A 25,055-nucleotide genomic window follows, 5' to 3' on the forward strand; every position below is an offset into this window, starting at 1 on the left:
TCCCGCGCTGGGCCTGCAGCGGATCGGTGCCCGCTGGCGTCTCGCGCCGCTCGACGGTCGATCGCGACTCGCGTCGCTCCCACGGGAAAGCGCTGCGCAGCCGGGCGGCCTAGTCCCCGAACACGGCCCGCCACAGCGCGCGCACCGGCTTGCGTGCGGCCGCGGCCTCGGCGGGATCGACGCGGGAGGGACGCTCGTTGAGGCGCTGGCGGTGTTGCAGGCGGCGCAGTTCGCGGTAGCTGTCGGCGCAGGCGGCGGCGAGGTCGGCGGGGACCAGGCCGAGCTCGCCGGCGATGCCCAGCAGCGCGATGTTGCCGAGGTTGCCGGTGAGGCGCGGGTGGTCGTGGCTGTGGCCGAGCACCAGGTACTGGATCAGGAACTCGACGTCGATCAGCCCGCCTTCGTCGTGCTTGAGGTCGAACACCTCCTCGCTCCTGCTGCCGTGTGCGTCGCGCATCTTGTGCCGCATCGCCAGCACCTCGGCGCGCAGGCTGGGCAGGTCGCGCCGCATGCACAGCACCTCGCAGCGGATGCGCTCGAAGGCTTCCCCGATCGTGCAGTCGCCGGCCGAGAAACGCGCGCGCGTCAAGGCCTGGTGCTCCCACACCCAGGCCGACTCGAGCTGATAGCTGCGGAAGGACTCGAGCGAGCTCACCAGCAGGCCGGACTCGCCGTTCGGGCGCAGGCGCAGGTCGGTCTCGAAGAGCTGGCCGGCGGCGGTCTGGCTCGACAGCCAGGTGCTGACGCGCTGCGCCAGCCGGGTGTAGACCTCGGGCGCCTCCCCCGCCTCGTCGTCGTGGAGGAACACGATGTCGAGGTCGGAGGCGTAGCCGAGCTCCTTGCCGCCGAGCTTGCCGTAGCTGATCACCGCGAACTTCGGCGCCTCGCGGTGGCGGATCTTGATGCGCCGCCAGCACAACGGCAGGGTGAGGTCGAGCACGATGTCGGCGAGCTCGGAGAGGTGGTCGGCGAGCTTCTCGACCGTGAGCAGGCCGGCGAGGTCCTGGGTGAGCAGGCGGAAGACCTGGGCGTGATGGCGCTCGCGCATCACGTCCATCTGGCGCTCCATGTCGGGTTCGAGCGCCTCGAGCTCCTCGGCCAGGCTGGCGCGGAAGGCCTTCCAGTCGGGGGCGTTGTCCAGGCTGCGCGCGTCGAGCATCTCGTCGAGCAGGATCGGATGGCGAGTGAGGAACTGCGCGCCCCAGCGCGATGCGCTCATCAGGTCGGCGACCCGGCGCAGCGCCTGCGGGTATTGCTGCAGCAGCGCGAGATAGGCGCCGCGGCGGCCGATCGCCTCGATGAGGTCGAGCATGCGCGCGAGCGTCTCGTCCGCGCCCGGCGTGCTGGCGGCGGCTTCGAGCACGCGCGGCATGAGCGCGTCGAAGCGGCTCTTGATGTTGTTGGGCAGCTGGCGATAGCGCGGGCTGGCGTGCATCGCGGCGAGACGCTCGGCGGCCATGCGCGGGTGGCGGTAGCCGAGCTCGCCGAGCGCGCCGGTGGCGGCCTCGGTGTCGCGCGCGTTGGCCCAGGTGGCATCAAGGCTGTGGTCCTCCTCGGAGGGGTCGCCGAACACGCTGTCGAAGTGCCGGCTCACCACCTCGCGGTGGGCGTCGAGCACCGCGAGCAGCGCCGCGTAGTCGGCGAAGCCCATGGCCTCGGCGATCAGCGCGCGATCCTCGTCCTTCTCGGGCAGGTCGTGGGTCTGGGCGTCGTCGAGGTACTGCAGGCGGTGCTCGAGCCGGCGCAGGAAGACGTAGGCGTTCGACAGCTCCGTCACCGCCTCCTCCGAAAGGATGCCGCGCTCGGGCAAGCGGGCGAGCACCGCGAGCGTCGGTCGCACCTGCAGCGCGGTTTCGCGCCCGCCGCGGATGAGCTGGAAGACCTGGGCGATGAACTCGATCTCGCGGATGCCGCCGGGACCGAGCTTGACGTTGTTGGCGCGCTCGCGGCGGGCGACTTCGCGGCGGATCTGCGCGTGCAGTTCGCGCATCGCGTTGATCGCACCGAAGTCGAGGTACTTGCGGAACACGAAGGGGCGCGCGAGCTGTTCGAGCTCGGGCCAGCGCTCGCCCAGCATCACCCGCGCCTTGATCCAGGCGTAGCGCTCCCACTCGCGGCCCTGGGTGACGAAGTAGTTCTCCAGCATGTCGAAGCAGCACACCAGCGGGCCGGAGTCGCCGTTCGGGCGCAGGCGCATGTCCACGCGGAAGACCTGGCCGTGCTCGGTGATCTCGGCGAGCGCCTGGATCAGCTGCTTGCCGAGCTTCTCGAAGAACTCGTAGTTGCTGATCGCCTTGCGCCCGCCGGTGTCGCCGTCCTCCGGGTAGATGAAGATCAGGTCGATGTCGGAGGACACGTTGAGCTCGCGCCCGCCGAGCTTGCCCATGCCGACCACGAGGAGCTCCTGCTCCCAGCCGGTGGGCGAGAGCGGCTGCCCGTGGCGCTCGACCAATCCCGCGCGCAGCACGTCGTGGGCGTGGCGCAGCGCCACCTCGGCGAGCAGGGTCATGGTCTCGGTGACCTCGGCGAGCGGGGCGCCGAGCGCGAGGTCGCGCACGATCAGGTGGCACAGCGTCCACATGCGCAGCTGGCGCAGCGCCGGGCGCAGCGCGCCGTCGCCGCCACCGTGGAGGACCTCGCGCGCGGCCACGAAGCGCTGCAGGTCGGCCTCGGCGAGCGGGCGCTCGATGCTGGCGGCCAGCGCCTCCGCCAGCCAGGGCTGGCTGTCGAGCATGCGCGCCAGATAGCGCGACAGGCGGCGCGCCTGCGCCACCGCGGGCGGGAGGGCAGGGGCGGAAACGCTGTTCGGGGCGGACATGAGGGGGCTCCAGTGCGGCGCGAGAGGGTGATCGAGAGGGCGATCGAGACTTGGTAGAATGCGCGCGCGTCGGCGATCCGGTGGCGGGCGCGATCCCAATATTCTAGCTGCCCGCGCCATGCGCCGGCAGCGCTGCAACCGCGCTCCCACACAACGTCCTGCGAGCATCCGACTGAGCCCCTCCGCCCCGCACGCACCTGCCGAATCCGTACCCCCGTCCGTCGACGGCCTGCCGGCCGCGCGCGGCGGCTGGCGGCGCGCGGCCGGCAGGCTGTCCGATGCGCTGCTGCTGGTCTGGTGCGTGCTCGCGGTCGGGGTGCTGGTGCTGCGCCATCTCGTGCTGCCGGCAGTGGGCGAACTGCGCGTGCCGATCGCCGAGTTGCTCGGCGAGCGCCTTGGCGTGGCGGTGGCGATCGAGCGCATCGAGGGCGGCTGGGCGGGCTGGCGACCGCGCCTGCGCCTGGCCGGGGTGAGCCTGTCCGACGCGCAGGGCCGCCCCGCGCTGACCCTGCCCGAGATCGACGCCACCCTGGCGTGGTCCTCGCTGGCGATGCTCGAGCCGCATTTCCACCGCCTCGAGATCCGCGCGCCGGACCTGTTGGTACGCCGCGATCCGGAGGGAGCGCTGCACGTCGCAGGCATCGCGCTTGCACACGGGGACGAGGGCGGCGACGGCGGCCTCGGCTGGCTGCTCGCGCAGCGCCAGATCCTCATCCACGGCGCGCGTCTTGCCTGGGCGGACAAAGCGCGCGGTGCGCCGGTGCTCGAGCTCGAAGAGGTGGAATTCCGCCTCGATCGACGCACGCGTCCGGCGCGCTTCGCGCTCGAGGCACGGCTGCCGGCCGCCCTCGGCGAGCGTGCGAGCCTGCGCGGCGAGCTGCGCCGCATCGACCCGCTGCGCCCGCAGCGTTTCGCCGGTCGGTTGTACGTCGAACTCGGGCGCACGGCGCTGGGCAACTGGCGGCCCTGGGTCGACCTGCCTTTCGGCCTGGAAGGCGAGGGTGCGCTGCAAGCCTGGCTCGACGCGGACGGCCGTGGCGGTCATGCGCTGACCGCCGACCTCGCGCTGGACGGGGTGCGGGCCGTGCTCGGCGAGGATCTGCCGGTTCTCGAGCTCGCCCGTCTCGACGGTCGTGTCGAGCTGGCCCGCGGCGAGGATGGATTCCGCTTCGCCGGCCGCGGGCTCGGGTTCGAAACCGCCCAGGGCCTCGTGCTGCCCCCCACCGATGTCGAGCTGGGGCTGGATCCGGCGCTCGATGGCAAGGCGCGCGATCGTGGCACCGGCGAGGAGCAGGCCGGGCGCGGGCCCGCGGCGGCCGGGGGGCGCCTCGTCGCAGACCGGCTCGAACTGGCCACGCTCGTCGCGCTCGCCGCCCACCTGCCGCTCGATGCCGGGCTGCGCTCGCGCCTGGCGGCGCTTGCGCCGCGCGGTCGGGTCGAGGGCCTGCGCCTCGCCTGGAAGGGGGAGCCCGCCGCGCCCGAGCACTGGGCGCTGACGGCAAGCTTCGCCGGGCTCGGGCTGGCGGCGCAAGACGGTCTGCCCGGCGTCACCGGGCTCTCCGGCAGTGTGGACGGCGACCGGCAGCGCGGGCGCTTCCGGCTTGCCGCGGCGGACATGCGGATCGACCTGCCGGCGGTCTTCGATCCCGGTCCGCTGGACTTCTCGCGCCTGCAGGCGCAGGGCGGCTGGCAGCGCGCGGAGGGCCGGCTGGCGATCGTGCTCGACGAGGCCGCGTTCGAGAACGCCGACGCGGCCGGCACCGCCGCGGGCCGTTACTGGCCGGCGACGACGGGGGCGGGCGAGATCGATCTGCAGGCGCGCCTGACCCGCGCCGAGTCGACCGCGGTGTGGCGCTACGTGCCCAGGGCGGTCAACGACGACACGCGCGACTGGCTGCGCCGCGGGATCCGCTCCGCGAAGGTGCCCGAGGCGCGGCTGGAATTGCGGGGCGCGCTCGACGACTTCCCCTTCCGTGCCGGCCAGGGCCGCTTCCTGGTGAGCGTTCAGGTTGCCGACGCCGCGCTCGACTACGCCCCCGGCTGGCCGGGCATCGAGGGCATCGACGGCGAGGTGCGCTTCGAGGGCCCGGGTCTGCGCATCCTCGTGCCGCGCGGGCGCATCTTCGGGGTGGATCTGGTGGACGTGGTGGCGGAGGTGCCCGACCTCGACCAACTTCCGAGCGAGATCATGACCATCACCGGTCGTGCGCGCGGTCCGACCGCCGAGTTCCTGCGCTTCGTCTCGGCGAGCCCGGTGTCGCGCCGCATCGACGGCTTCACCGACGGCATGGTGGCCGAGGGGCGGGGCGAACTGGAACTCGAGCTGGTGATGCCGCTGCGTGCGACGATCGACTCCCGCGTGCAGGGCGAATACCGCTTCGCCGACAACCGCATCGCGCTGCTGGAGGCCTTGCCGCCGCTCGAGGCGGCGCGCGGGCGGCTGCGCTTCACCGCGGACACCCTGAGCATCCCGGAGGCGCAGGCGCGCCTGTTCGGCAATCCATTGCGCCTCTCCGCGCAGACCGGCGAGGACGGCACGGTGCGCTTCCGCGCCGCCGGGCGGGCGGACGCCGCGGCGCTGGCGGCGGCCTGGGAGGTCCCGCTGCTCGACGAACTCGCCGGCACCGCGGAGTGGTCCGCGGACATCCGCGTCGGCCGGCGCGGCACGCGGGTCGAGATCGCCTCCGACCTTGCCGGTTTCGCCTGCAGCCTGCCGCCGCCGTTCGGCAAATCGGCCGCCGAGGGCTGGCCGGCGAGGCTGGCTTTCGAGCGTCCGGCCGGCAGCCAGGATGCGCGCATCACCCTCGCGATCGACGACCGCCTGCGCGCGGAGCTGCTGCGCTCCGCCGGCGGGGTGGTGCGCGGCGGCGTTGCGCTCGGGCGTGCGAGCGCAGACGCGCCGCCGGGTTCCGAGGCGGGCGTGCGTGTCGCCGCGGTGCTCGATCGCCTCGACCTCGACGCCTGGCGCGCCGTGCTGGAGCGCGCCGCGCCCCTTCCCGCCGCGGGCGCGGAGGAGGCTGCCGTGGCCGGCGATGGAGCGCCCGCCGCGGTGGCGGAGTTCGCGCTCGCGGCGGACGAGGTGGGTGTGTTCGGCCAGACCTTCAAGGCGGTGGACCTGCGCGCGCGCGCCGATCCGGGCGGCTGGAAGGCGCGCCTGGAGAGCGATCGCGCGGACGGCGAGTTCGACTGGCGGGCGGCGGGCAAGGGCACGCTCGCGGCGCGCTTCCGCCACCTGCGTCTGGTGCGCGAGGCCGGCGGCGCGCAGGCTGGCGCAGACGGCGACTCCGCGGGCGACGAGGCGGTGGACGATCCGCCGCAGCGCCTGCCCGCGCTCGACGTGGTGGCCGAGCGCTTCGACATCAACGAGCTCGAACTCGGCCGCCTCGAGGTCCTCGCACGCAACCGCGGCAACCTCTGGCAGCTCGACCGCTTCGCGCTGGTGAGCGCCGACGGACGCCTCGCCGGCAAGGGGCAGTGGCGCGCGGGCGCGCGCCAGCGCACCGAGCTCGACTTCGCGCTCGAGACCGCGTCGATGGGTGGGCTGATCCGGCGCCTGGGCCACCCCGACGTGGTGCGCGGCGGCTCTGCCAGCCTGGCCGGCCAGCTCGCATGGCGGGGTGCGCCGACCCGGATCGACTATCCCAGCCTGTCGGGCAGGCTGCGGCTGGAGACCGGTGCGGGCCAGTTCAACCGGCTCGAACCCGGCGTCGGCCGTCTGCTCGGCATCCTCAGCCTGCAGTCGCTGCCGCGCCGGATCACGCTCGACTTCCGCGACGTGTTCTCCGAAGGATTCGCCTTCGATCGCATTTCCGGTAGCATCGAGCTTGCCCGTGGTGTGCTGCGCAGCGAGGACCTGGAGATCCGCGGACCCGCGGCGCGCGTCGCGATGAGCGGCAGCGCCGACGTGGTCTCCGAAACGCAGGACCTGCGCGTTCTGGTGCAGCCGACGCTGTCCGAGTCGGTGGCGATCGGCGCGGCGGCGGGCTTGGTGAATCCGGTCGCCGGCGTGGTGACCTATCTCGCCCAGAAGGTGCTCAGCGACCCGATCGAGAAGCTCTTCGCCTTCGAGTACACGGTGACCGGCGCGTGGTCCGACCCCCAGGTCGCCAAGCGCGGCAGGGCCGCTGCGCCGGAGTCGCGCTGATCCGGGGGCGAGCGCCCAAGCGGCGTGCCCTTCCTTGCCCAACCCCCGCGGGGTCTTGCCGCCAGCGGCAGCACCCCGCCCCAAGCTCGCCGACATGACCGAAACCTCCCTTTCCGCGCCGGTGCGCATCGCCGCCATCCAGACGGTCTCCGGGCCCGACGTCGCCGCCAACCTGGAAACCGCGTCGCACCTGATTGCCCAGGCCGCCGCCGCCGGCGCCCGCGTGATCGCGCTGCCCGAATACTTTCCGCTCATCAGCAAGGACGAGACCGCCAAGGTGCGCATCCGCGAGCCCGAGGGCGCCGGCCCGCTGCAGGATTTCCTCGCCGGCGAGGCGCGCCGCCACGGCGTGTGGCTGATCGGCGGCACCCTCCCGCTGGTCGCCGAGGCCGAGGACAAGGTGCGCAACAGCACCCTGGTCTTCGACGACCAAGGCCGGCGCGTGGCGCGCTACGACAAGATCCACCTGTTCGGCTTCCAGCGCGGCGAGGAGCGCTACGACGAGGCGGCCACCATCGAGCCGGGCGGCACGGTCGCCTGCTTCGACTCGCCGGCCGGGCGCATCGGGCTGTCGGTGTGCTACGACCTGCGCTTCCCCGAGCTCTTCCGCGCCATGGGCGAGGTGGATCTGATCGTGCTGCCGGCCGCCTTCACCTGGACCACCGGCCGCGCGCACTGGGAGGTGCTGCTGCGCGCGCGCGCGATCGAGAACCAGTGCTACGTGATGGCGCCGGCCCAGGGCGGGTGCCACGAGAGCGGGCGGGTGACCTGGGGCCACACCATGATCGTCGATCCCTGGGGCGAGATCCTCGCCTGCCGCGACGAGGGCCCCGGCGTGGTGGTCGCGGACCTCGATCCCGCGCGCCTCGCGGCGGTACGCGGGAGCCTGCCTGCCCTGCGCCACCGCTGCCTGGCCTGAACGCGCCGTCCGCGAGGGGGCGGACGTGGCCGATGCCGCCGCCTCCTCGTGTCGTCGCCCCGCAATGATCGTTTTTGCCCGATGCCGGTCCAACCGGCATCCTCCGCCAAGGATTTACCGATGAGCAAGAGCCAGAATCCCCTCAAGGTCGCCGACCGTTACCTGCTGTCGCCCTACGGCCTGGGCGAGGCGGAGCTCGAGAAGACCTTCCGCAAGCTGATGCGCCACGACATCGACTTCGCCGACCTCTACTTCCAGTACCAGCGCTCCGAGGCCTGGAGCCTGGAAGAGGGCATCGTCAAGTCGGGCAGCTTCGACATCGAGCAGGGCGTGGGCGTGCGCGCGATCAGCGGCGAGAAGACCGCCTTCGCCTACTCGGACGACATCTCGCTCGACGCCCTGATCGGCGCCGCCACCGCCACGCGTGCGATCGCCGCGGCCGGCGAGCGCCGCCGCGTCGGCATCGTCCCGCACAAGCTCAGGACCCGCCTGTACCGGGCCGACGACCCGCTCGACTCGCTCGACGACACCGCCAAGGTCGAGCTGCTCGAGCGCCTCGAGGCCTTCGCACGCGCCGAGGATGCGCGCGTGACCCAGGTCATGGCCCACATCGCCGGCTCCTGGGAGGTGGTGATGGTGGTGCGCAGCGACGGCCATCAAGCCGCCGATGTGCGTCCGCTGGTGCGCGTGTCGATCACCGTGATCATGGAGGAGGACGGCCGCCGCGAGCAGGGCAGCGCAGGCGGCGGCGGACGCTACGATTACGGCTGGTTCTGCGACGACCGCCTGCACGACTACGCCCGCCAGGCGGTGCATCAGGCGCGCGTGAACCTCGGCGCCGACCCGGCCCCGGCCGGCACCATGCCGGTCGTGCTCGGCTCCGGCTGGCCGGGCATCCTGCTCCACGAGGCGATCGGCCACGGGCTGGAGGGCGACTTCAACCGCAAGGGCAGCTCGGCGTTTTCCGGGCGCATCGGCCAGCAGGTGGCGGCCAGGGGCGTCACCGTGGTTGACGACGGCACGCTGCCCGATCGCCGCGGCTCGCTGTCGATCGACGACGAGGGCAACCCGACCGAGCGCACCGTGCTGATCGAGGACGGCATCCTCACCGGCTACATGCAGGACATGATGAATGCCCGCCTGATGGGCATGCCGGTCACCGGCAACGGCCGCCGCGAGTCCTTCGCCCACCTGCCGCTGCCGCGCATGACCAACACCTACATGCTGAACGGCGACAAGGATCCGGAGGAGATCATCAAGTCGGTGAAGAAGGGCTTGTACGCGGTGAACTTCGGCGGCGGCCAGGTGGACATCACCTCGGGCAAGTTCGTCTTCTCCACTGCCGAGGCCTACCTGATCGAGAACGGCAAGGTGACCCGCCCGGTGAAGGGGGCGACCTTGATCGGCAACGGCCCGGACGCGCTCACCAAGATCCGCATGATCGGCAACGACATGCGGCTGGATCCGGGCGTCGGGACTTGCGGCAAGGACGGGCAGAGCGTTCCGGTGGGCGTCGGCCAGCCGACGCTGCGCATCGACGGGCTGACGGTGGGCGGGACCGCCTGAGCGGAGCGGCGCAGCTCGACCGCCACGTTCGCGCCTCCTGCATGAACCCGCCGCGCCTCCGTCCCATGCACTGACGAACAAGGCCGCGCACCCGGTGCCCGGGGCGCGGCCTGGATTTGAAGCGGGCAGGGCCGGCGGCGATCAGGTCTGCGCGGGCTTGTCCTTGCGCTCGCCCGGAGTAGCGGTGGCGGGCTTGTCACCGCTGCAGGCGGAGACGGTGTCGAACGGTCCGGCTTCGAGCAGGCGGGCGGCCTGGGCCGGGGTGGCGATCGAGAAGGCGATCGCGGTGGTGGTCAGCATGGCGGCGATGGTCTGGCGTTTGATCATGTCGGGCTCCGTCTGGGTCTTGTTCATTGTTCGACATCGGGGCCGGCGCCGCGGAAGAGCTCGGGCGTCAGGTCGTGCCGCTGCAGCAGGCGGTAGAACTCGGTGCGATTGCGCTCCGCCAGCCGTGCAGCGTCCGAAACATTACCCGCAGTCAGTTTCAGCAGCTGTATCAGATAGTTTCGCTCGAAGCGGCGCTTCGCCTCGGCGTAGCCGAGGGCCTCGGCCGGCTGCACGCGCAGGGCGCGTTCGACCAGGGCGCGCGGGATCAGCGCCGTGGTGGCGAGCGCGCACGCCTGCTCGACCACGTTGTGGAGCTGGCGCACGTTGCCCGGCCACGGCGCGGTGGCGAGTGCCTCCAGCGCTTCGGGCGCGAAGCCGGTGAGGCGCCTGCCGTACTTGTGCGCGAGGCTGCGCAGGAAGTGCCCGGCGAGCAGCGGGATGTCCTCGCGGCGCTCGGCCAGGGTGGGCAGCTGCAGGCTCACCACGTCGATGCGGTAGTAGAGGTCCGCGCGGAACTGGCCCGCGGCCAGCGCCGCGTCGAGGTCGCGGTGGGTGGCGGAGACGATGCGCAGGTCGACCGCCTGCGCGCGCGTCGCACCCACCGGACGCACGGCGCGCTCCTGCAGCACGCGCAGCAGCTTGACCTGCAGCGCGGGCGGCATGTCGCCGATCTCGTCGAGGAAGAGTGTGCCGCCGTGGGCGGCCTGCACCAGGCCCTGATGGGCGCTGGTGGCGCCGGTGAAGGCGCCGCGCACGTGGCCGAAGAGCTCGGATTCGAGCAGCGGCTCGGGAATGGCGCCGCAGTTGATCGCGACGAAGGGCGCAGCGGCGCGCGGGCTGGCGAGGTGGATCGCGCGTGCGAGCAGCTCCTTGCCGGTGCCGCTGTCACCGCGGATCAGCACGCTGGCGTCCGCGGCGGCGACCAGACGGGCCTCGTCGAGGACTGCCTGCATGCGGCTGCTGCGGCTGAGGATCGCTGCGCGCCAGGCCGTGTCGCCGGCGCTGCCGGGGGCGTCGGCGCGGAGACCGCTGCGGGCGTGGGTGGGGCCGGCGCGTTGCAGGGCCTGGCGGATGCCCTGCAGCAGGGCCTGGCTGTCGAAGGGCTTGGTGAGATAACCGGCGACCCCGAGCGCGGTGGCCTCGACCGCATCGGGGATGGTGCCGTGCGCGGTGAGCAGGATGACCGGCAGCGCCGGATGCTGGCGGCGGATGTCCTCGAACAGGGCGAGTCCGTCGCCGTCGGGCAGGCGCACGTCGCTCACCACGAGGTCGAAGCGCTCCACGCCGAGACGGCTGCGTGCGGCCGCGACGCTGTCCGCGGTGGCGACGTCGTAGCCGGTGGCCTGCAGGCGCATCGCGAGCAGGCGCAGCAGGTCGGCGTCGTCGTCGACCACCAGCAGGCGCGCCGGTGCCGCCGCCGCGGTCGCGTGCATCTCCGTCGACGTGCTCATTCGGGCAGCCCGGTGCGGGGCCGCACCGGCAGGCCGGGCAAGGTCAGCTCGCGTTCGATCTCGGCGAGCGCCTCGAGCTGGCGCTGCAGCGCGGCGTTCTGCCGGCGCAGCGCGTCGAGTTCCAGCGCCTGCGCGTCGCTGGCGCGGGCAAGCTCGTCGAGCTGGCGGCGCAGGTGCTCGGCGAGTGCGGCGACTTGCTGGCGCACGCGGAGCTGTTCGAGCAGGGCGCGTGCGTAGGGATGCAGCGCGCGCGCCTGTGCGCGATCGTCGGCGAGCAGGCTTTCGAGCGCGCGCCGCGCCGTGGCGAGCCGCTCCTGCCCGGGCTGGGCGGCCTGCACCGCGGTGTGCAGGCGCTGCTGCGCGGCTTCGTGGGCAAGTGCCGCGGCGCTCGTGTCGTCCTCGGCCGCCTGCCGGGCCGGGAGGCCGGCGCACCCCGCGAGCAGGGCGAGGGTGGCGGGGAGCACGGCGCGGGCGATCCGGACGCACACGCGGCGTGCTGCGCGGGAGACTGCGCGGACGACGTGGAGGCGGGCGTCAGGCATGGGGCAACTCGACGCGGAAATGGGCGCCAAGCTCGCTCGGCAGCGCGCGCACCCGGCCGCGGTGGGCGCCGATGAACTCGCGCACGATCGCCAGCCCGATGCCGCTGCCGCCTGCGCTTGAGGGAGGGCTGCGACGACCCTGGTAGAAGGGCTCGAAGATGCGTTCGAGCTCGTCGGGCGCGATCCCCGGGCCTTCGTCGCGGCAGTCGATCACCACGTTCTCGCCGGCGCGGCGGAGCTCGATGCGGATGTGGCCACCGGTGGGGCTGAAGGCGATCGCGTTGGCGAGCAGGTTGGAGAACACGCTGTGCAGCTTGCCGGCGTCGGCTTGCACGATGGGAGCGTCGCCCGCGAGTCCGATCGTCACCCGGCGTGCGCGCGCCGGCAGGCGCTGCTCCTCGCCGATCTTGCGCAGCAGGGGCAGGAGGGCGGTGGGCTGCAGGTGCAGCGAGCGCGCGTCGAACTGGCTCGCGTTGAGCCGCAGCAGCTGTTCGATGCGCGCCTGCAGGGTGCGCGCGCTGTGCGCGAGGATGGCGGTCACCTCGCGCTGCTCGGGTTCGAGCGGGCCGAGCACGCCGTCCTCGAGCAGGGCGACCCCTTCGCGCAGCGAGGCGAGCGGGGTCTTGAGCTCGTGCGAGACGTGGCGCAGCACGCGGCCGCGGTCGGCCTCGAGTTCGGCGAGGCGCAGGCGCAGCCAGTCGAGCCGCTCGCCCAGCCTGCGCAGGTCGGCAGGGCCGTCGATGTCGATCGGGCGGGTGAGGCGGTTCTCGCCGAGCTCGCCGATCGCCTGTTCCATGCGCCCGAGCGGGCGCAGCAGCCACCCGCCCGCGAGTGCCGCGAGCAGGCCGGCGAGGAGCAGGGCGGCGAGGATCTGCAGGGCGACGGCACGGCGTTCGCGCTCGAGCGTGTCCATGAGGGCGAGATCGCGCTCGCCGAGATGGTGGTCCAGCGCCGCGGCGAGCCGGTCGGCGAGCGCGCCGAGGTGGCGGAAGTCGTCCGCCGTGGCGAGGCCGTCGCCGCGCCCGGCCGCAGTGGCGGGCATGGGCTGTTCGCGCACGCCGTCGGTCGGCCCGGGTATGGCGAGGCTCGCCAGCCATGCGGCGATGCGGTCCGCGCAGGCGCGCCAGGCCGCGCCTGCGCTGGCGAGTGCGGGGCCGGCCGATTCCAGCAGCGCGAGCGCGGGCAGTGCCTCGGCGAGGGTGGCCTCGAAGCGCCGGGCGAGTGCCGGCTCGCCCAGCACCTCGTACTGGCGCGCGCTGCGTTCGAGGTTCACGCTGCGTTCGCGGAGCTGACGCGCCGCGGCGCTGAGGGCGAGCGCGCGCTGCTTGTCCTCCTGGATCGCGCGCACGACCGTTTCCATGCCGTGCCAGCCGCCCGCGACGGCGGCGGCCAGGCTGGCGGTGATCAGCAGGAAGCTCGCGAGCAGGATGCTGCGAAAGGAGAGGTGATGCATGCAGGGAGGGGGTTGAGCATCGCAGCGGAGTGCTGCGCCGGGGTCGCCGAGTCTAGGACGGCGCGCGCGGTCGCAGCGTCGCGCAAGTGCAAGACGAAGTAAGCGGCGGGTATCGGTGTCGCCGCCGAGCGACAGCGGGGAGGCCTTGTTCCCCGGAGGCTTGCGCCCGATCTCGGGATGCGGTGTCGGGGACGGGCGACGGTTTCCCCGCGCGTGCGCCCACGTACCGCCCGGGTCGGTGCGCCAAGTGCCCGCAGGCAAAAGGAAAAGGTCCTTTGGCATGGCGGTTGCTGAAGGGGCTGGAGAGCGCAGCGCCGTCGCTGCGCCGGACTCCAGGAGAGAACATGTTCAACAAGCCCAATCTGTTCCACGGCACCGGCGAGGTGTCCGCCCAGCGCAACGCCCAACGCATGGCAGGCACGAACGTTGCCGCGGTGCCCGTGACGCCGCCGGCCGAAACCGGCGGTTCGGCCGCAGCGCGCGAGCCGCAGGCGGTCGAGCGCGCGGATGCGGCGGCGGCTGCGGGGGCCGTGGGTGAGAGCCGTCTGATCGTCGGTCCCGAGGTGAAGCTCAAGGGCGCCGAGATCCTCGACTGCGATACCCTGGTCGTGGAGGGGCGGGTCGAGGCGACGATGGACAGCCGCGTGTTGCGCATCGCCGAAAAGGGCGCCTTCAAGGGCACGGTCGGCATCGACATCGCCGAGATCCACGGCCATTTCGAGGGTGAGCTCACCGCCCGCAAACAGCTATTGATCCACGCCGGCGGGCGGGTGAGCGGCAAGATCCGCTACGGCAAGATCCTCATCGAGGAGGGGGGCGAGCTGTCTGGCGACGTGCAGTCGCTGGGCGCCGCGGGCAAGGAGCTGCGTGCGATCGACGACAAGCCGAGGGCGCTCGCCGCGGTGGCGGGCTGAGCGGGTCGGCAGGGGGCAGGTCCCGGCATGGCAGCGGACGTGTCCGCGCATGGCGCGAGCCGTGCGGTGCTGCGTGGAGGGGCGGTAGTGCCCCTCGTGAGCGCGATGCCCTGGTGGGGTCAGCGCGCCGTCGTGGCGCCGCTTTGCGGCTGGGAAGCGCCCGCGGAGGCAAGCTGCTGCGGCGTCCAGGTCCAGTGCCTTTCCCAGGCGGCGCGGACCAGGTTGGGGTAGTCCGGCTTGCCCAGGCTGCCGTTGTAGCGTCCCAGCGCACGGAAGAGGTTGCCTTTCTCGATGTCGAGGTAGTGGCGCAGGATGGTGCAGCCGTAGCGCAGGTTGGTGCGCATGTGGAAGAGGTTGTCGTCCTCGCGGCCGATGACCTTGATCCAGAACGGCATCACCTGCATGTAGCCGCGCGCCCCCGCCGAGGAGATCGCGTACTTGCGGAAGGCGCTCTCGACCTGGATCAGCCCGAGCACCATCTGCGGGTCGAGTCCGGCGCGGGTGGCCTCGTAGTGGATGCTGGTGAGGAGCTCCCTGCGATAGGCCTCGTCCGGGATGCGCCTGGCCAGCCGGCGCGACATCTCGGCGAGCCACTGTGCACGTTCACCGGCGTCGGGGATCGGCAGCGTCGGTGCCACGGCGTCGCTGACCGCGGCGTGCAGCGCGGCGCGCACGCTCGCCGCCATGGGCTCGTACTGCTGCGCGCCGGCCTGCGCGCTACCGGCCGCGAGCGCGAGCGCACACGCGGCGGCGAGCTGGCGGAGCGGGGCGGGCAGGCGGCGCATGGCGGGTTCCCCGGGGGTCAGCCCTGGTTCAGGCGCTCGAGCACGTGGCCGAGGACCTCGCCTGCGGGCAGCTTGGCGGCTTCGGCATCGCGCCGGCCCTGGTATTCGATCACGCCTTCCTTGAGCCCGCGGTCGCCGATGGTGACGCGGTGCGGCACGCCGATCAGTTCCCAGTCGGCGAACATCACGCCCGGGCGCTCGTCGCGGTCGTCGAGGATGGCGTCGACGCCGGTGGCGACGAGCGCGTCGTAGAGCTTCTGCGCCTCGTCGCGCACCGCCTGCGACTTGCCCCAGCCGACCGGGCAGACCACCACCTCGAAGGGTGCGATCGCGCGCGGCCAGACGATGCCGCGGGCGTCGTGGTTCTGCTCGATCGCGGCGCCCAGGATGCGGGTCACGCCGATGCCGTAGCAGCCCATTTCGAAGTGCTTGGGCTTGCCGTCCTCGTCGAGGAAGGTGGCGTTCATCGCCTTGGAGTACTTGGTGCCGAGGTAGAACACGTGACCGACCTCGATGCCGCGCTGGATGGCGAGCACGCCGCGGCCGTCCGGGCTGGGGTCGCCCTCGACGACGTTGCGCAGGTCGGCGACCTGGTCGGGCTCGGGCAGGTCGCGGCCCCAGTTCACGCCGGTGAAGTGGAAGTCGGCCTCGTTGGCGCCGCAGATGAAGTCGGCCATGTGGGCGACCGTGCGGTCGGCGATGACCTTGACCGGCTTCTTCAGACCGATGGGGCCGAGGTAGCCCGGCTTGCAGCCGAAGTGTTCGAGGATCTCGGCCTCGGTGGCGAAGCGGAAGCCTGCCTTGAGGCCTTCCAGCTTGCCGGCCTTGACCTCGTTGAGGGCGTGGTCGCCGCGCACCAGCAGCAGCCACACGGTGACGCCGGCGGGCTTGCCCTTTTCATCGACATCGTCGGTGGCGAGTACCAGCGACTTCACCGTGGTCGCCAGCGGCACGCCCAGCAGCGCGGCGACGTCCTCGCAGGTCGCCTTGCCCGGTGTGGGGGTTTTTGCCAGCGCCCGGGCGGGCTCTGCGCGGCGGGCGAGCAGGGACACCGCCTCGGCGAGCTCGATGTTGGCAGCGTAGTCGGAGTCGGGGCAGTAGACGATGGCGTCCTCGCCGGTGTCGGCGATGACCTGGAACTCGTGCGAGCGGTCGCCGCCGATGGCGCCGGTGTCGGCCGCCACCGCGCGGTATTCGAGGCCGAGGCGGTCGAAGATGCGCTTGTAGGCGGCGAACATGATGTCGTAGCTGCGCCCGGCGGCTTCCTCGCTGCGGTCGAAGGAGTAGGCGTCCTTCATGGTGAATTCGCGCCCGCGCATGACGCCGAAGCGCGGCCGGCGTTCGTCGCGGAACTTGGTCTGGATCTGGTAGAAGTTCTTCGGCAGCTGGCGGTAGCTCTTGAGCTCCTGGCGCGCGATGTCGGTGACGACCTCCTCGGAGGTGGGTTGCAGCGCGAAGTCGCGCTCGTGGCGGTCCTTGAAGCGCAGCAGCTCGTCGCCCATCTTGTCCCAGCGCCCGGTCTCGTCCCACAGCTCGGCGGGCTGCACCATCGGCATGATCAGTTCCATGGCGCCGGCGCGGTCCATCTCCTCGCGCACGATGGCCTCGACCTTGCGGATCGCGCGCAGGCCCATCGGCATGTAGCTGTAGATGCCGGCGGCGACCTTGCGGATCATGCCGGCGCGCAGCATCAGCTTCTGGCTGACGACCTCGGCGTCGGAGGGGGCTTCCTTGAGGGTGAAGAGATGGAACTGGCTGGCGCGCATGGGAGTCTTCGGATCAGGCGTGGACAAGCGCGCGATTCTAGCGCATGGGGCCGGCGCGCAAGCGTTCCTCGACCTCCAGCTTAGTGGATGCACCGTGGCAGTGCGCTTTCATTGCGTCGCCAAGTGTGAAAAAATCGTGACCAATCAAACGAATTCGAAGGTTCGTCATGCTTGACCGTGAAGGCTTTCGCCCGAACGTCGGCATCATTCTGGTCAATGCGCGCAACGAGGTCTTCTGGGGCAAGCGCATCCGCGAACATTCCTGGCAGTTTCCACAAGGTGGCATCAAGCACGGCGAGTCGCCGGAGCAGGCCATGTATCGGGAACTCCACGAAGAGGTCGGCCTGCGGCCCGAGCACGTCAGGATCCTCGGCCGTACGCGCGGATGGTTGCGCTATGAGGTTCCCAAGCACTGGATCCGGCGCGAGTGGCGCAACACCTACCGTGGGCAGAAGCAGATCTGGTTCCTGCTCCGCCTGGTGGGGCGCGACTCCGACGTCTGTCTGCGCGCGAGCACTCATCCGGAATTCGATGCCTGGCGCTGGAGCAACTACTGGGTGCCGCTGGAAGCGGTGATCGAATTCAAGCGCCAGGTGTATCAGCTGGCCTTGATCGAACTGGCGCGCATCCTGTTTCGTTCGCGCAGCGTCGAGCTGCCGGACAGCTATCGATTGCCCGAACCGGAACCCGCTCCCGAGCCGGTGCGGGTGGTGCTCGGCGAGCGCGCCGAGCACGGACTGCGCGATGCGATGCGGAAGTAGCCCGACTCCGTCCTGCCGCACGGCGCAGGCCGGCGGCGGGCTGGCCCCGTGCGGCCGGCGCGTGCCCGCCGCGGCGGGACCGTGTGCCGTGGGCGCGCCGGTCCTGCTTCGGCGCTGCCCGCTTCCTTCCTCCCCGATGCGGAGCTCCTACTCTTGAGTCCTTTCCCGAGCCGTTTCTTGCGCCCCTCGCTCGGTGCACTTCCACGCGCCGGCGTTGTCGCCCTCGCCCTCCTGTCGGCGCCCGCGTCCGCGGGGTTTCTGTCGGATGCCGATCCCGACTGGAAGGAGGGCGAGGCGACGATGCCGGCCGCGCCGCGCGAGGCCGCGCTGCGTGCGATCGACGTCGGCACGCCTTCTCCCAATGCCTTCTTCGTCGACGAGGACAGCGTCGGCGTCGGGGCGGATGGCGTGGTGCGCTACACCTTGGTCGTACGCACGCGCGGCGGCGCGGAGAACGTCAGCTTCGAGGGCATCCGCTGCGCCACCTTCGAGCGCCGGATCTACGCCAGCGGACGCAAGGACGGGACCTGGGCGGCGCTGAAGAACAGTGCCTGGCAGCCCATCGTCGAAAGCGGCTACAACCGCCCGCGCGCGGCGCTGGCGCACGACTATTTCTGCGACGGCCCGGCCGGGCCGCGCGACCGCGAGCATGCGTTGCGCCTGCTGCGGGAGCGGCGCGACCCCATCGACCCGTCTGGAGTGCATCAATGATCGATCAGGCCATCATCGAGTTCGACAAGGCCCTGCGGACGGTCTTCGCGTCGGCGCGCAGCGTGCGGGCGATGCCGGGCGAGGGCGTGCCCGATGCCGAGCTGGGCGCAGCCGAGCGCAGCCATGCGGCGGCGCTGATGCGGGTGAATCATGTCGGCGAGGTGTGCGCGCAGGCGCTCTACCAGGGGCAGTCCATCATGTCGCGCGAGCCCGCGATTCGCGACACCCTGCGCCAGGCCGCGCAGGAGGAGACCGAGCACCTGGCGTGGACCGAGCGCCGCATCGCCGAGCTCGGTGGTCGCAAGAGCCTGCTCAATCCGCTGTGGTATGGCGGCGCGCTCGCCCTCGGGCTGGCGGCGGGGCGCTTCGGCGAGCGCTGGAACCTCGGCTTCCTGGCCGAGACCGAGCGCCAGGTCGAGCAGCACCTCAAGAGCCATCTCGACACCCTGCCGGCCGCGGATCGGCGCTCGCGCGCGATCGTCGAGCAGATGAAGGTGGACGAGGCCGAGCACGCCGCGACGGCGCTGCGCCTGGGTGCGCACGAGTTGCCGGCACCGGCGAAGGGGGCGATGAAGCTCGCCGCGCGGGTGATGACGACGCTCGCCTACCGGCTCTGAGCGATTCCCGTGCCCTCGTCCGCGTCGCGAGGGCAGCCTCGCGCCGCCGCGGTCCTCAGTCCGCCTCGACCAGCTCGACCTCGTGGATCATCTCGGCGGTCTTGCCGAGCATGATCGAGGCCGAGCAGTATTTTTCCGCCGACAGGTGCACCGCGCGCTCGACCGTCTCGCGCTTGAGCTTGCGACCGGTGATCGTGTAGATGAAGCGGATGCGGGTGAACACCTTGGGGTCGGACTCCGCGCGCTCGGCTTCGAGGCGCACGCTGCAGCCGCGCACATCGTGGCGTCCGCGCTTGAGGATCAGCATGACGTCGAAGGCGGTGCAGCCACCGGCGCCGGCCAGCAGCAACTCCATCGGCCGTGGAGCCAGGTTGCGCCCGCCGGCATCGGGCGCGCCGTCCATCGCGACGAGGTGGCCGGTGCCGGTTTCGGCGATGAAGCTCATGCCGTCGAGCCACTTGACCGTGCATTCCATGCTGTTCGCTCCTTCGGGTTCTGGTCCCGTTGTCGGGTTCGTTGGGGGTTGGGGCGGCATGTTACCGCAGTGCGTCATGGAGTTCGTGCGCCTCGCCTGGCGTCGCCGCATCCTTCGTGCCCGTGCCGACTTGCGGTTGAAACTTCCGGGCCCGAGGCGAGCGCGGCCGGGTTCAATACGGCTCCGTAGTGATGCACTGCAGCAAAACGGGGCGCAGGGAGGGGGGTGTCCGCGTCCGGGTGAGGGGCTTGGAGGTCGCGAAAAGAGCGAAAATTGATTTAAAATAAAAAGCTGCTTTGCGATAAAGCGAGCTGATCAATCAATCAAAACTTTTCTTCCGCGTCGCACAAAAATGCCTTGCACAGCCCGGGGTGGCTATGCATAATCCGTTCCAGTCGGATCGCAGACGCATCGACTCCCACGTCCGGGGTCGCGCCGATCCAAGCCGTGTCTCCTCCACCCTCCTCCTTTGGTGTGGATTTAACGCAGTCCGATCGGACTGCGTTTTTTTTGTTCTCCGCCCGCGTTCGCGCTTCGACGATTGACACGATTCATGTGTTGGAAGTAGGATTGCGAGCTTTCCGTTTGACGGCCATCTCCGACGGCCCGACAAAGATCGAGGATTCACATGAAGACGTTTTCCGCCAAGCCGCACGAGGTCAAGCGCGACTGGTTCGTTGTCGACGGCACGGACAAGGTGCTTGGCCGTCTCGCCGCCGAAGTCGCCCGCCGCCTGCGTGGCAAGCACAAGGCCATCTACACCCCGCACGTGGACACCGGCGACTTCATCGTCGTGGTCAACGTCGAAAAGCTGCGCGTGACCGGCAACAAGGCGCAGGACAAGAAGTACTACCGTCACTCGGGCTACCCGGGCGGTATCTACGAAACCAACTTCACCAAGCTCCAGCAGCGCTTCCCCGAGCGCGTGCTCGAGAAGGCGGTGAAGGGCATGCTGCCGAAGGGCCCGCTGGGCTACGCCATGCTGAAGAAGCTGAAGTGCTACGCGGGGCCGTCGCATCCGCACACCGCTCAGCAGCCGCAAGTTCTCGAGATCTGAAGGAGCCGACAATGGCTGTGACTTACAACTACGGTACCGGCCGCCGCAAGACTGCGGTCGCTCGCGTGTTCATCAAGCCGGGCACCGGCAACATCGTCGTCAATGGCAAGCCGGTCGACGAGTTCTTCTCGCGTGAAACCGGCCGCATGATCGTGCGCCAGCCGCTGGTCCTCACCGGCAACGAAGGCCGTTTCGACATCATGGTCAACGTCGTCGGCGGTGGCGAATCCGGTCAGGCGGGTGCGGTGCGTCACGGCATCACCCGCGCGCTGGTCGATTACGACGCCGGCCTGAAGGGCGACCTGCGTGCCGCCGGTTTCGTGACCCGCGACGCCCGCGAGGTCGAGCGCAAGAAGGTCGGCCTGCGCAAGGCCCGTCGCGCCAAGCAGTTCTCGAAGCGCTGATTCTCTTTATCGCGCATCGCAGTCCGGAAGCCGCCCCTTGGGCGGCTTTCGTGCTTGTGTGTCCCGCTCGCACGCGTTCTTGCAGTTCGGGGTGCGGCAGCCGTAACGAGGCGTTCACCGCCCGCGTCGGCCGATGATGAGATAATCGCGGTTCAGTCTTTCGTCGCGAGGAACGAGCATGGTCAAGGTTGGAATCGTAGGCGGTACCGGATATACCGGCGTCGAGCTCTTGCGTCTGCTGGCGCGCCACCCCGGGGTCGAGCTGACCGCGATCACCTCGCGCGGCGAGGCCGGCATGGCGGTCTCCGACATGTTCCCCAGCCTGCGCCGCCGGGTCGATCTCAAGTTCGTCACCCCGCAGGACGCCGCCCTGGAGAAGTGCGACGCGGTGTTCTTCGCCACGCCCAACGGCATCGCGATGAAGCAGGCGGCCGAGTTGGTCGCTGCCGGGGTGCGGGTGATCGACCTCGCCGCCGACTTCCGCATCCGCGACGTCGCCGAGTGGCAGAAGTGGTACGGCATGGAGCATGCGGCGCCGGAACTCGTCGCCGAGGCGGTGTATGGCCTGCCCGAGGTCAATCGCGCGCAGATCCGCGGCGCACGCGTGCTCGCCAACCCGGGCTGCTACCCCACCGCGGTCCAGCTCGGCTTCCTGCCCTTGGTCGAGGCCGGGCTGATCGACACCGATCACCTGATCGCCGATGCCAAGTCGGGCGTCTCGGGCGCCGGCCGCAAGGCCGAGGTGCACACCCTGCTTCCGGAGGCCGCCGACTCCTTCAAGGCCTATGGCGTGCCGGGCCATCGCCATCTGCCGGAGATCCGTCAGGGGCTGGCTCTGGCCGCCGGGCACGCGGTCGGGCTGACCTTCGTGCCCCACCTGACGCCGATGATCCGCGGCATCCACGCCACGCTGTACGGTCGTCTGAAGCCGGGGGTCGACGCTGCCGACCTGCAGGGGCTGTACGAGAAGCGCTATGCTGGCGAGGCCTTCGTCGACGTCATGCCCGCGGGCAGCCATCCCGAGACGCGCTCGGTGCGCGCCTCCAACCTGTGCCGCATCGCGGTCCATCGCCCGCAGGGCGGCGACACCGTGGTGGTGTTGTCGGTGATCGACAATCTGGTCAAGGGCGCGGCAGGCCAGGCGGTGCAGAACCTCAACATCATGTTCGGTTTCGACGAGGAAACCGGGCTCGACATCGTGCCGGTCAGCCCCTGAGGGAACTGTTACGACCGGATTCGATCACATTTTGACGATTCAACCGCGGAAGGCGCATCATCCGCGGTGTTCCCCAGCAGAGGAGAAAACATGAGCGCAGAAGTCGCAACCCCGGAAATCATGGTCTTTACCGATAGCGCCGCGAACAAGGTTCGCGAGCTGATCGAAGAGGAAGGCAATCCCGACCTCAAGCTGCGCGTCTTCGTGTCGGGCGGCGGGTGTTCGGGCTTTCAGTACGGCTTCACTTTCGACGAGGAAGTGAACGAGGACGACACCACGTTCGAGAAGAACGGCGTGCTGCTGCTGGTCGATCCGATGAGCTACCAGTACTTGGTGGGCGCGGAGATCGACTACACCGAAGGCCTGGAAGGCTCGCAGTTCGTGATCCGCAATCCGAACGCGACCAGCACCTGCGGCTGCGGCTCGTCGTTCACGGTGTGAACGCGGTTGTCGCAAACAAAACGGGGCGCCGCGGCGCCCCGTTTGCTTTGGTCCGGCCGTGCGGTGCTCAGCGTGCGTCGGCGAGTTCGTAGTTGAGCAGCGCGAAGCGCTGGCGCAGATGCGCGGTGTTGCGCTTGAAGGCGGCGAGTTCCCGGTCATTGAAGGAGTCGGCCATCGGCAGCGCCACCGTCATCGGGTCGGCGGGGACGTCCTTCAGGCGCACCTCGTAGTGCAGGTGCGGCCCGGTGCACCAGCCTGTGCAGCCGACGTAGCCGATCAGATCGCCCTGGCTCACCGCCTGCCCCTTGGCGAGGCCCTTGGCGAAGCCGTTGAGGTGGGCGTAGTGGGTGGTGATATCGCTGCGGTGCTTGAGCACGATCAGGTTGCCGAAGCCACGCTGGGTGCCGATGAACTCGATGGTGGCGTCCGAGGTGGCCATCACCGGGGTGCCGACGGGTGCCGAGAAGTCGGTGCCGTTGTGGTCGCGCCAGTTGCCGTGGATCGGATGCAGGCGGCGGCCGAAGTTCGAGCTGACGCGCGAGAACTCCAGGGGCGAGCGCAGGAAGCCCTGCTGCAGGCTCTCGCCGTCGTCGCTGTAGTATTGCTCCTTGCCGCTCGGACCGCGATACAGCACCACCGCGTGGCGGTCGCCATTGTTGATGAATTCGGCCGCGAGGATGCGCCCGGCGCGCACCGGATTGCCTTCCTCGTAGATGGCCTCGTAGACCACGTTGAAGCGGTCGCCCTTGCGCAGGTCGGTGTGGAAGTCGATCCAGGTGCCGAAGATGGTGGCGAGCTGGGTCGCCACGTTGTCGGGCAGGCCGGCGTCGTCGGTGGCGCCGAAAAGCGAGTGGGTGATCGTACCCGAGCGCATCTCGACCATCGTGGTCTGGGTGGCGCCGCTGGATTCACGCAGCGCGAGGCCGGCGTCGTCGCGTTCGAGGACGACCTCGGCGTCCGTGTTGCCGACCGGCAGCGAGAAGCTGAGCAGACGGCCTTGCGGCGACACCACCGCGGTGACCGAGCGGCCCGCGCGCAGCTGGCGCAGCGCCTTGCGGCCGGCATCGGACGCGGAGAGGTGGGCGAGCGCCTCGGCGTCGTCGATGCGCAGGCGGTTGAACATCGCCTGCAGCGTGTCGCCGGCCTGGATGCGTTCGTAATGGACGAAGGGTAGCGAGGCGTCGGTGCCGGTGCGCGTGACCGCCGGCGCGGGCAGGGCCTCGACGACGCGCTCGACGAGCAGGTCCGAAGGCAGGCTGCCGGGTGCGACCGCGGTCGCGGCGACCACCCCGAGCATGGAAACCCCGGTGATACCGGCGGCAACCCAGGTTCGCGGGCGGGAGAGGAGACGAGCCGGGAGATCGGCTAGAATTCGGGTCTTTCTGGCCTTCATGGTCTCGGTGGGCTGGGATGTGGAAAAAAGTCGCGGAAGTGTAGCAAAGGTGCGCTTCGGTTCGGCAAAGTAATTTTGGAGAAATTGAATGTCTGATGTTCAGGCGGCGATCGACCTCATCAAGCGCGGCGCCGACGCCGTGCTGATCGAGGCCGAATTGGTCGAGAAGCTCAAGCGCGGCAAGCCCCTGCGGGTGAAGGCCGGCTTCGACCCCACCGCGCCCGATCTGCATCTCGGCCATACGGTCCTGATCAACAAGATGCGTCACTTCCAGGAACTCGGTCACCAGGTCCAGTTCCTGATCGGCGACTTCACCGGCATGATCGGCGACCCCAGCGGCAAGAACAGCACGCGCCCGCCGCTCTCGCGCGAGCAGATCCTCGAGAACGCCAGGACCTACCAGGAGCAGGTGTTCAAGATCCTCGACCCGGAGAAGACCGAGATCTGCTTCAACTCGGCCTGGATGAACGATCTCGGCGCCGCCGGCATGATCCGCCTGGCCGCGCAGCAGACCGTGGCGCGCATGCTCGAGCGCGACGACTTCGCCAAGCGCTACGGCAACAACCAGCCGATCGCGATCCACGAGTTCCTCTACCCGCTGTGCCAGGGCTACGACTCGGTGGCGATGAAGGCCGACGTCGAACTCGGCGGCACCGACCAGCGCTTCAACCTGCTGATGGGCCGCGAGCTGCAGAAGCATTACGGGCAGGAGCCGCAGTGCGTGGTGATGGTGCCGCTGCTCGAGGGCCTGGACGGCGTCAACAAGATGTCCAAGTCGCTCGGCAACTACATCGGCATCGCCGAGCCGGCCAAGGAGATCTTCGGCAAGACCATGTCGGTGTCCGACACCCTGATGTGGCGCTACTACGAGCTGCTGTCCTTCCGCTCCAGCGCCGAGATCGCGCAGCTGCGCGCCGACGTCGAGGGCGGGCGCAATCCCCGCGACGTCAAGGTGATGCTGGCGATGGAGTTCGTCGCCCGCTTCCACGGCCAGCGTGCGGCCGAGGAGGCGCTTGCCGACTTCGAGGCACGCTTCCAGCGCAACGCGATCCCCGATGACATCCCGCAGGTCAATGTGAACGTGGGCGCCGGCGGCCTGCCGCTGTTCCAGGTGCTCAAGCAGGCCGGGCTCACCGGCACCACCTCCGAGGCGATGCGCATGGTGGAGCAGGGCGGGGTGCGCATCGACGGCGAGCGCGCCGAAGACAAGGGCCTGCTGCTGCGTGCCGGCGAGACCGTGGTGCTGCAGGTGGGCAAGCGCAAGTTCGCCTCGGTGGTGCTGTCTTGACCGATCT

At 70.5% G+C, this 25,055-nt stretch carries 21 protein-coding genes; 12 read left to right on the forward strand and 9 right to left on the reverse strand.

Going from position 1 to position 25,055, the window contains the following annotated elements:
- Positions 1-109: 109 nt before the first annotated feature.
- Positions 110-2,818: a bifunctional [glutamate--ammonia ligase]-adenylyl-L-tyrosine phosphorylase/[glutamate--ammonia-ligase] adenylyltransferase gene (gene glnE / locus ACZ5PP_RS18340; RefSeq protein WP_464826431.1), complete on the reverse strand. Its 2,709-nt coding sequence runs from the start codon at positions 2,816-2,818 to the stop codon at positions 110-112.
- A gap of 118 nt (positions 2,819-2,936) precedes the next feature.
- Between glnE and ACZ5PP_RS18345 the strand changes: the two genes are divergently transcribed.
- The 3 genes from ACZ5PP_RS18345 to tldD all read left to right on the forward strand — a co-directional run bounded on the left by ACZ5PP_RS18345 (position 2,937) and on the right by tldD (position 9,447).
- The gene (locus ACZ5PP_RS18345; RefSeq protein WP_464826432.1) at positions 2,937-6,962 is read left to right on the forward strand and encodes a YhdP family protein; all 4,026 of its coding nucleotides are present in this window, start codon (positions 2,937-2,939) and stop codon (positions 6,960-6,962) included.
- Between the two features lie 94 nt (positions 6,963-7,056).
- Positions 7,057-7,881 (forward strand): carbon-nitrogen hydrolase family protein, encoded by an 825-nt coding sequence (locus ACZ5PP_RS18350; RefSeq protein ID WP_004324446.1) that lies wholly within the window; start codon positions 7,057-7,059, stop codon positions 7,879-7,881.
- Between the two features lie 120 nt (positions 7,882-8,001).
- Entirely contained in the window at positions 8,002-9,447 is a 1,446-nt protein-coding gene (gene tldD / locus ACZ5PP_RS18355) for a metalloprotease TldD (RefSeq protein WP_464826433.1), read from the forward strand.
- A gap of 141 nt (positions 9,448-9,588) precedes the next feature.
- Here the strand turns inward: tldD and ACZ5PP_RS18360 are convergent, their stop codons facing one another.
- The 4 genes from ACZ5PP_RS18360 to ACZ5PP_RS18375 form a co-directional block, all read right to left on the reverse strand.
- Positions 9,589-9,774, reverse strand: a complete 186-nt coding sequence (locus ACZ5PP_RS18360) for a hypothetical protein (RefSeq protein ID WP_287471416.1) — start codon at positions 9,772-9,774, stop codon at positions 9,589-9,591.
- A gap of 23 nt (positions 9,775-9,797) precedes the next feature.
- Positions 9,798-11,207: a sigma 54-interacting transcriptional regulator gene (locus ACZ5PP_RS18365; RefSeq protein WP_004324452.1), complete on the reverse strand. Its 1,410-nt coding sequence runs from the start codon at positions 11,205-11,207 to the stop codon at positions 9,798-9,800.
- 14 nt (positions 11,208-11,221) lie between these two features.
- The gene (locus tag ACZ5PP_RS18370) at positions 11,222-11,689 is read right to left on the reverse strand and encodes a hypothetical protein (protein ID WP_464826434.1); all 468 of its coding nucleotides are present in this window, start codon (positions 11,687-11,689) and stop codon (positions 11,222-11,224) included.
- Between the two features lie 70 nt (positions 11,690-11,759).
- Complete coding sequence (locus ACZ5PP_RS18375) at positions 11,760-13,220, reverse strand: sensor histidine kinase (protein ID WP_273422115.1); 1,461 nt, start codon at positions 13,218-13,220, stop codon at positions 11,760-11,762.
- Between the two features lie 344 nt (positions 13,221-13,564).
- Between ACZ5PP_RS18375 and ACZ5PP_RS18380 the strand changes: the two genes are divergently transcribed.
- The gene (locus ACZ5PP_RS18380; RefSeq protein WP_273422116.1) at positions 13,565-14,134 is read left to right on the forward strand and encodes a bactofilin family protein; all 570 of its coding nucleotides are present in this window, start codon (positions 13,565-13,567) and stop codon (positions 14,132-14,134) included.
- A 119-nt stretch (positions 14,135-14,253) separates the two neighbouring features.
- Here the strand turns inward: ACZ5PP_RS18380 and ACZ5PP_RS18385 are convergent, their stop codons facing one another.
- Both ACZ5PP_RS18385 and ACZ5PP_RS18390 read right to left on the reverse strand, forming a co-directional pair.
- Positions 14,254-14,919, reverse strand: coding sequence for a lytic transglycosylase domain-containing protein (locus ACZ5PP_RS18385; RefSeq protein ID WP_012584930.1), 666 nt, complete (start codon positions 14,917-14,919; stop codon positions 14,254-14,256).
- A 17-nt stretch (positions 14,920-14,936) separates the two neighbouring features.
- Positions 14,937-16,685 carry a proline--tRNA ligase gene (locus ACZ5PP_RS18390; RefSeq protein ID WP_004327533.1) on the reverse strand — a complete coding sequence of 583 codons (1,749 nt, stop codon included), beginning with the start codon at positions 16,683-16,685 and terminating at the stop codon, positions 14,937-14,939.
- Between the two features lie 167 nt (positions 16,686-16,852).
- Here ACZ5PP_RS18390 and ACZ5PP_RS18395 point away from each other — a divergent pair, with 167 nt between their 5' ends.
- From ACZ5PP_RS18395 to coq7, 3 genes are all read left to right on the forward strand, one after another.
- Positions 16,853-17,446, forward strand: coding sequence for an RNA pyrophosphohydrolase (locus ACZ5PP_RS18395; RefSeq protein ID WP_004327532.1), 594 nt, complete (start codon positions 16,853-16,855; stop codon positions 17,444-17,446).
- Positions 17,447-17,623: 177 nt separating this feature from the next.
- Entirely contained in the window at positions 17,624-18,157 is a 534-nt protein-coding gene (locus tag ACZ5PP_RS18400; protein ID WP_004317034.1) for a CNP1-like family protein, read from the forward strand.
- Complete coding sequence (gene coq7, locus ACZ5PP_RS18405) at positions 18,154-18,774, forward strand: 2-polyprenyl-3-methyl-6-methoxy-1,4-benzoquinone monooxygenase (RefSeq protein ID WP_004317036.1); 621 nt, start codon at positions 18,154-18,156, stop codon at positions 18,772-18,774. The genes ACZ5PP_RS18400 and coq7 overlap by 4 nt, the downstream gene beginning before the upstream one ends.
- Positions 18,775-18,829: 55 nt before the next feature.
- Here coq7 and ACZ5PP_RS18410 read toward each other — a convergent pair whose 3' ends face one another.
- Positions 18,830-19,249 carry an OsmC family protein gene (locus ACZ5PP_RS18410; protein ID WP_004317038.1) on the reverse strand — a complete coding sequence of 140 codons (420 nt, stop codon included), beginning with the start codon at positions 19,247-19,249 and terminating at the stop codon, positions 18,830-18,832.
- Positions 19,250-19,877: 628 nt separating this feature from the next.
- On the opposite strand from ACZ5PP_RS18410, the gene rplM reads away from it, so the two are divergent.
- The 4 genes from rplM (at position 19,878) to erpA (ending at position 22,367) form a co-directional block, all read left to right on the forward strand.
- Positions 19,878-20,306, forward strand: coding sequence for a 50S ribosomal protein L13 (gene rplM / locus ACZ5PP_RS18415; protein ID WP_004258894.1), 429 nt, complete (start codon positions 19,878-19,880; stop codon positions 20,304-20,306).
- A gap of 11 nt (positions 20,307-20,317) precedes the next feature.
- A complete protein-coding gene (rpsI, locus tag ACZ5PP_RS18420) occupies positions 20,318-20,710 on the forward strand; it encodes a 30S ribosomal protein S9 (protein ID WP_004317040.1) in 393 nt (130 codons plus the stop codon).
- Between the two features lie 178 nt (positions 20,711-20,888).
- Positions 20,889-21,926, forward strand: a complete 1,038-nt coding sequence (gene argC, locus ACZ5PP_RS18425) for an N-acetyl-gamma-glutamyl-phosphate reductase (RefSeq protein ID WP_004317042.1) — start codon at positions 20,889-20,891, stop codon at positions 21,924-21,926.
- A 90-nt stretch (positions 21,927-22,016) separates the two neighbouring features.
- Complete coding sequence (erpA, locus tag ACZ5PP_RS18430; RefSeq protein ID WP_004317044.1) at positions 22,017-22,367, forward strand: iron-sulfur cluster insertion protein ErpA; 351 nt, start codon at positions 22,017-22,019, stop codon at positions 22,365-22,367.
- A gap of 67 nt (positions 22,368-22,434) precedes the next feature.
- Here erpA and ACZ5PP_RS18435 read toward each other — a convergent pair whose 3' ends face one another.
- Entirely contained in the window at positions 22,435-23,664 is a 1,230-nt protein-coding gene (locus ACZ5PP_RS18435; protein ID WP_004317046.1) for a peptidoglycan DD-metalloendopeptidase family protein, read from the reverse strand.
- Between the two features lie 184 nt (positions 23,665-23,848).
- On the opposite strand from ACZ5PP_RS18435, the gene tyrS reads away from it, so the two are divergent.
- Entirely contained in the window at positions 23,849-25,048 is a 1,200-nt protein-coding gene (gene tyrS / locus ACZ5PP_RS18440; protein ID WP_004317048.1) for a tyrosine--tRNA ligase, read from the forward strand.
- Positions 25,049-25,055 lie beyond the last annotated feature (7 nt).

This window comes from Thauera sp. DNT-1, from assembly GCF_055393985.1.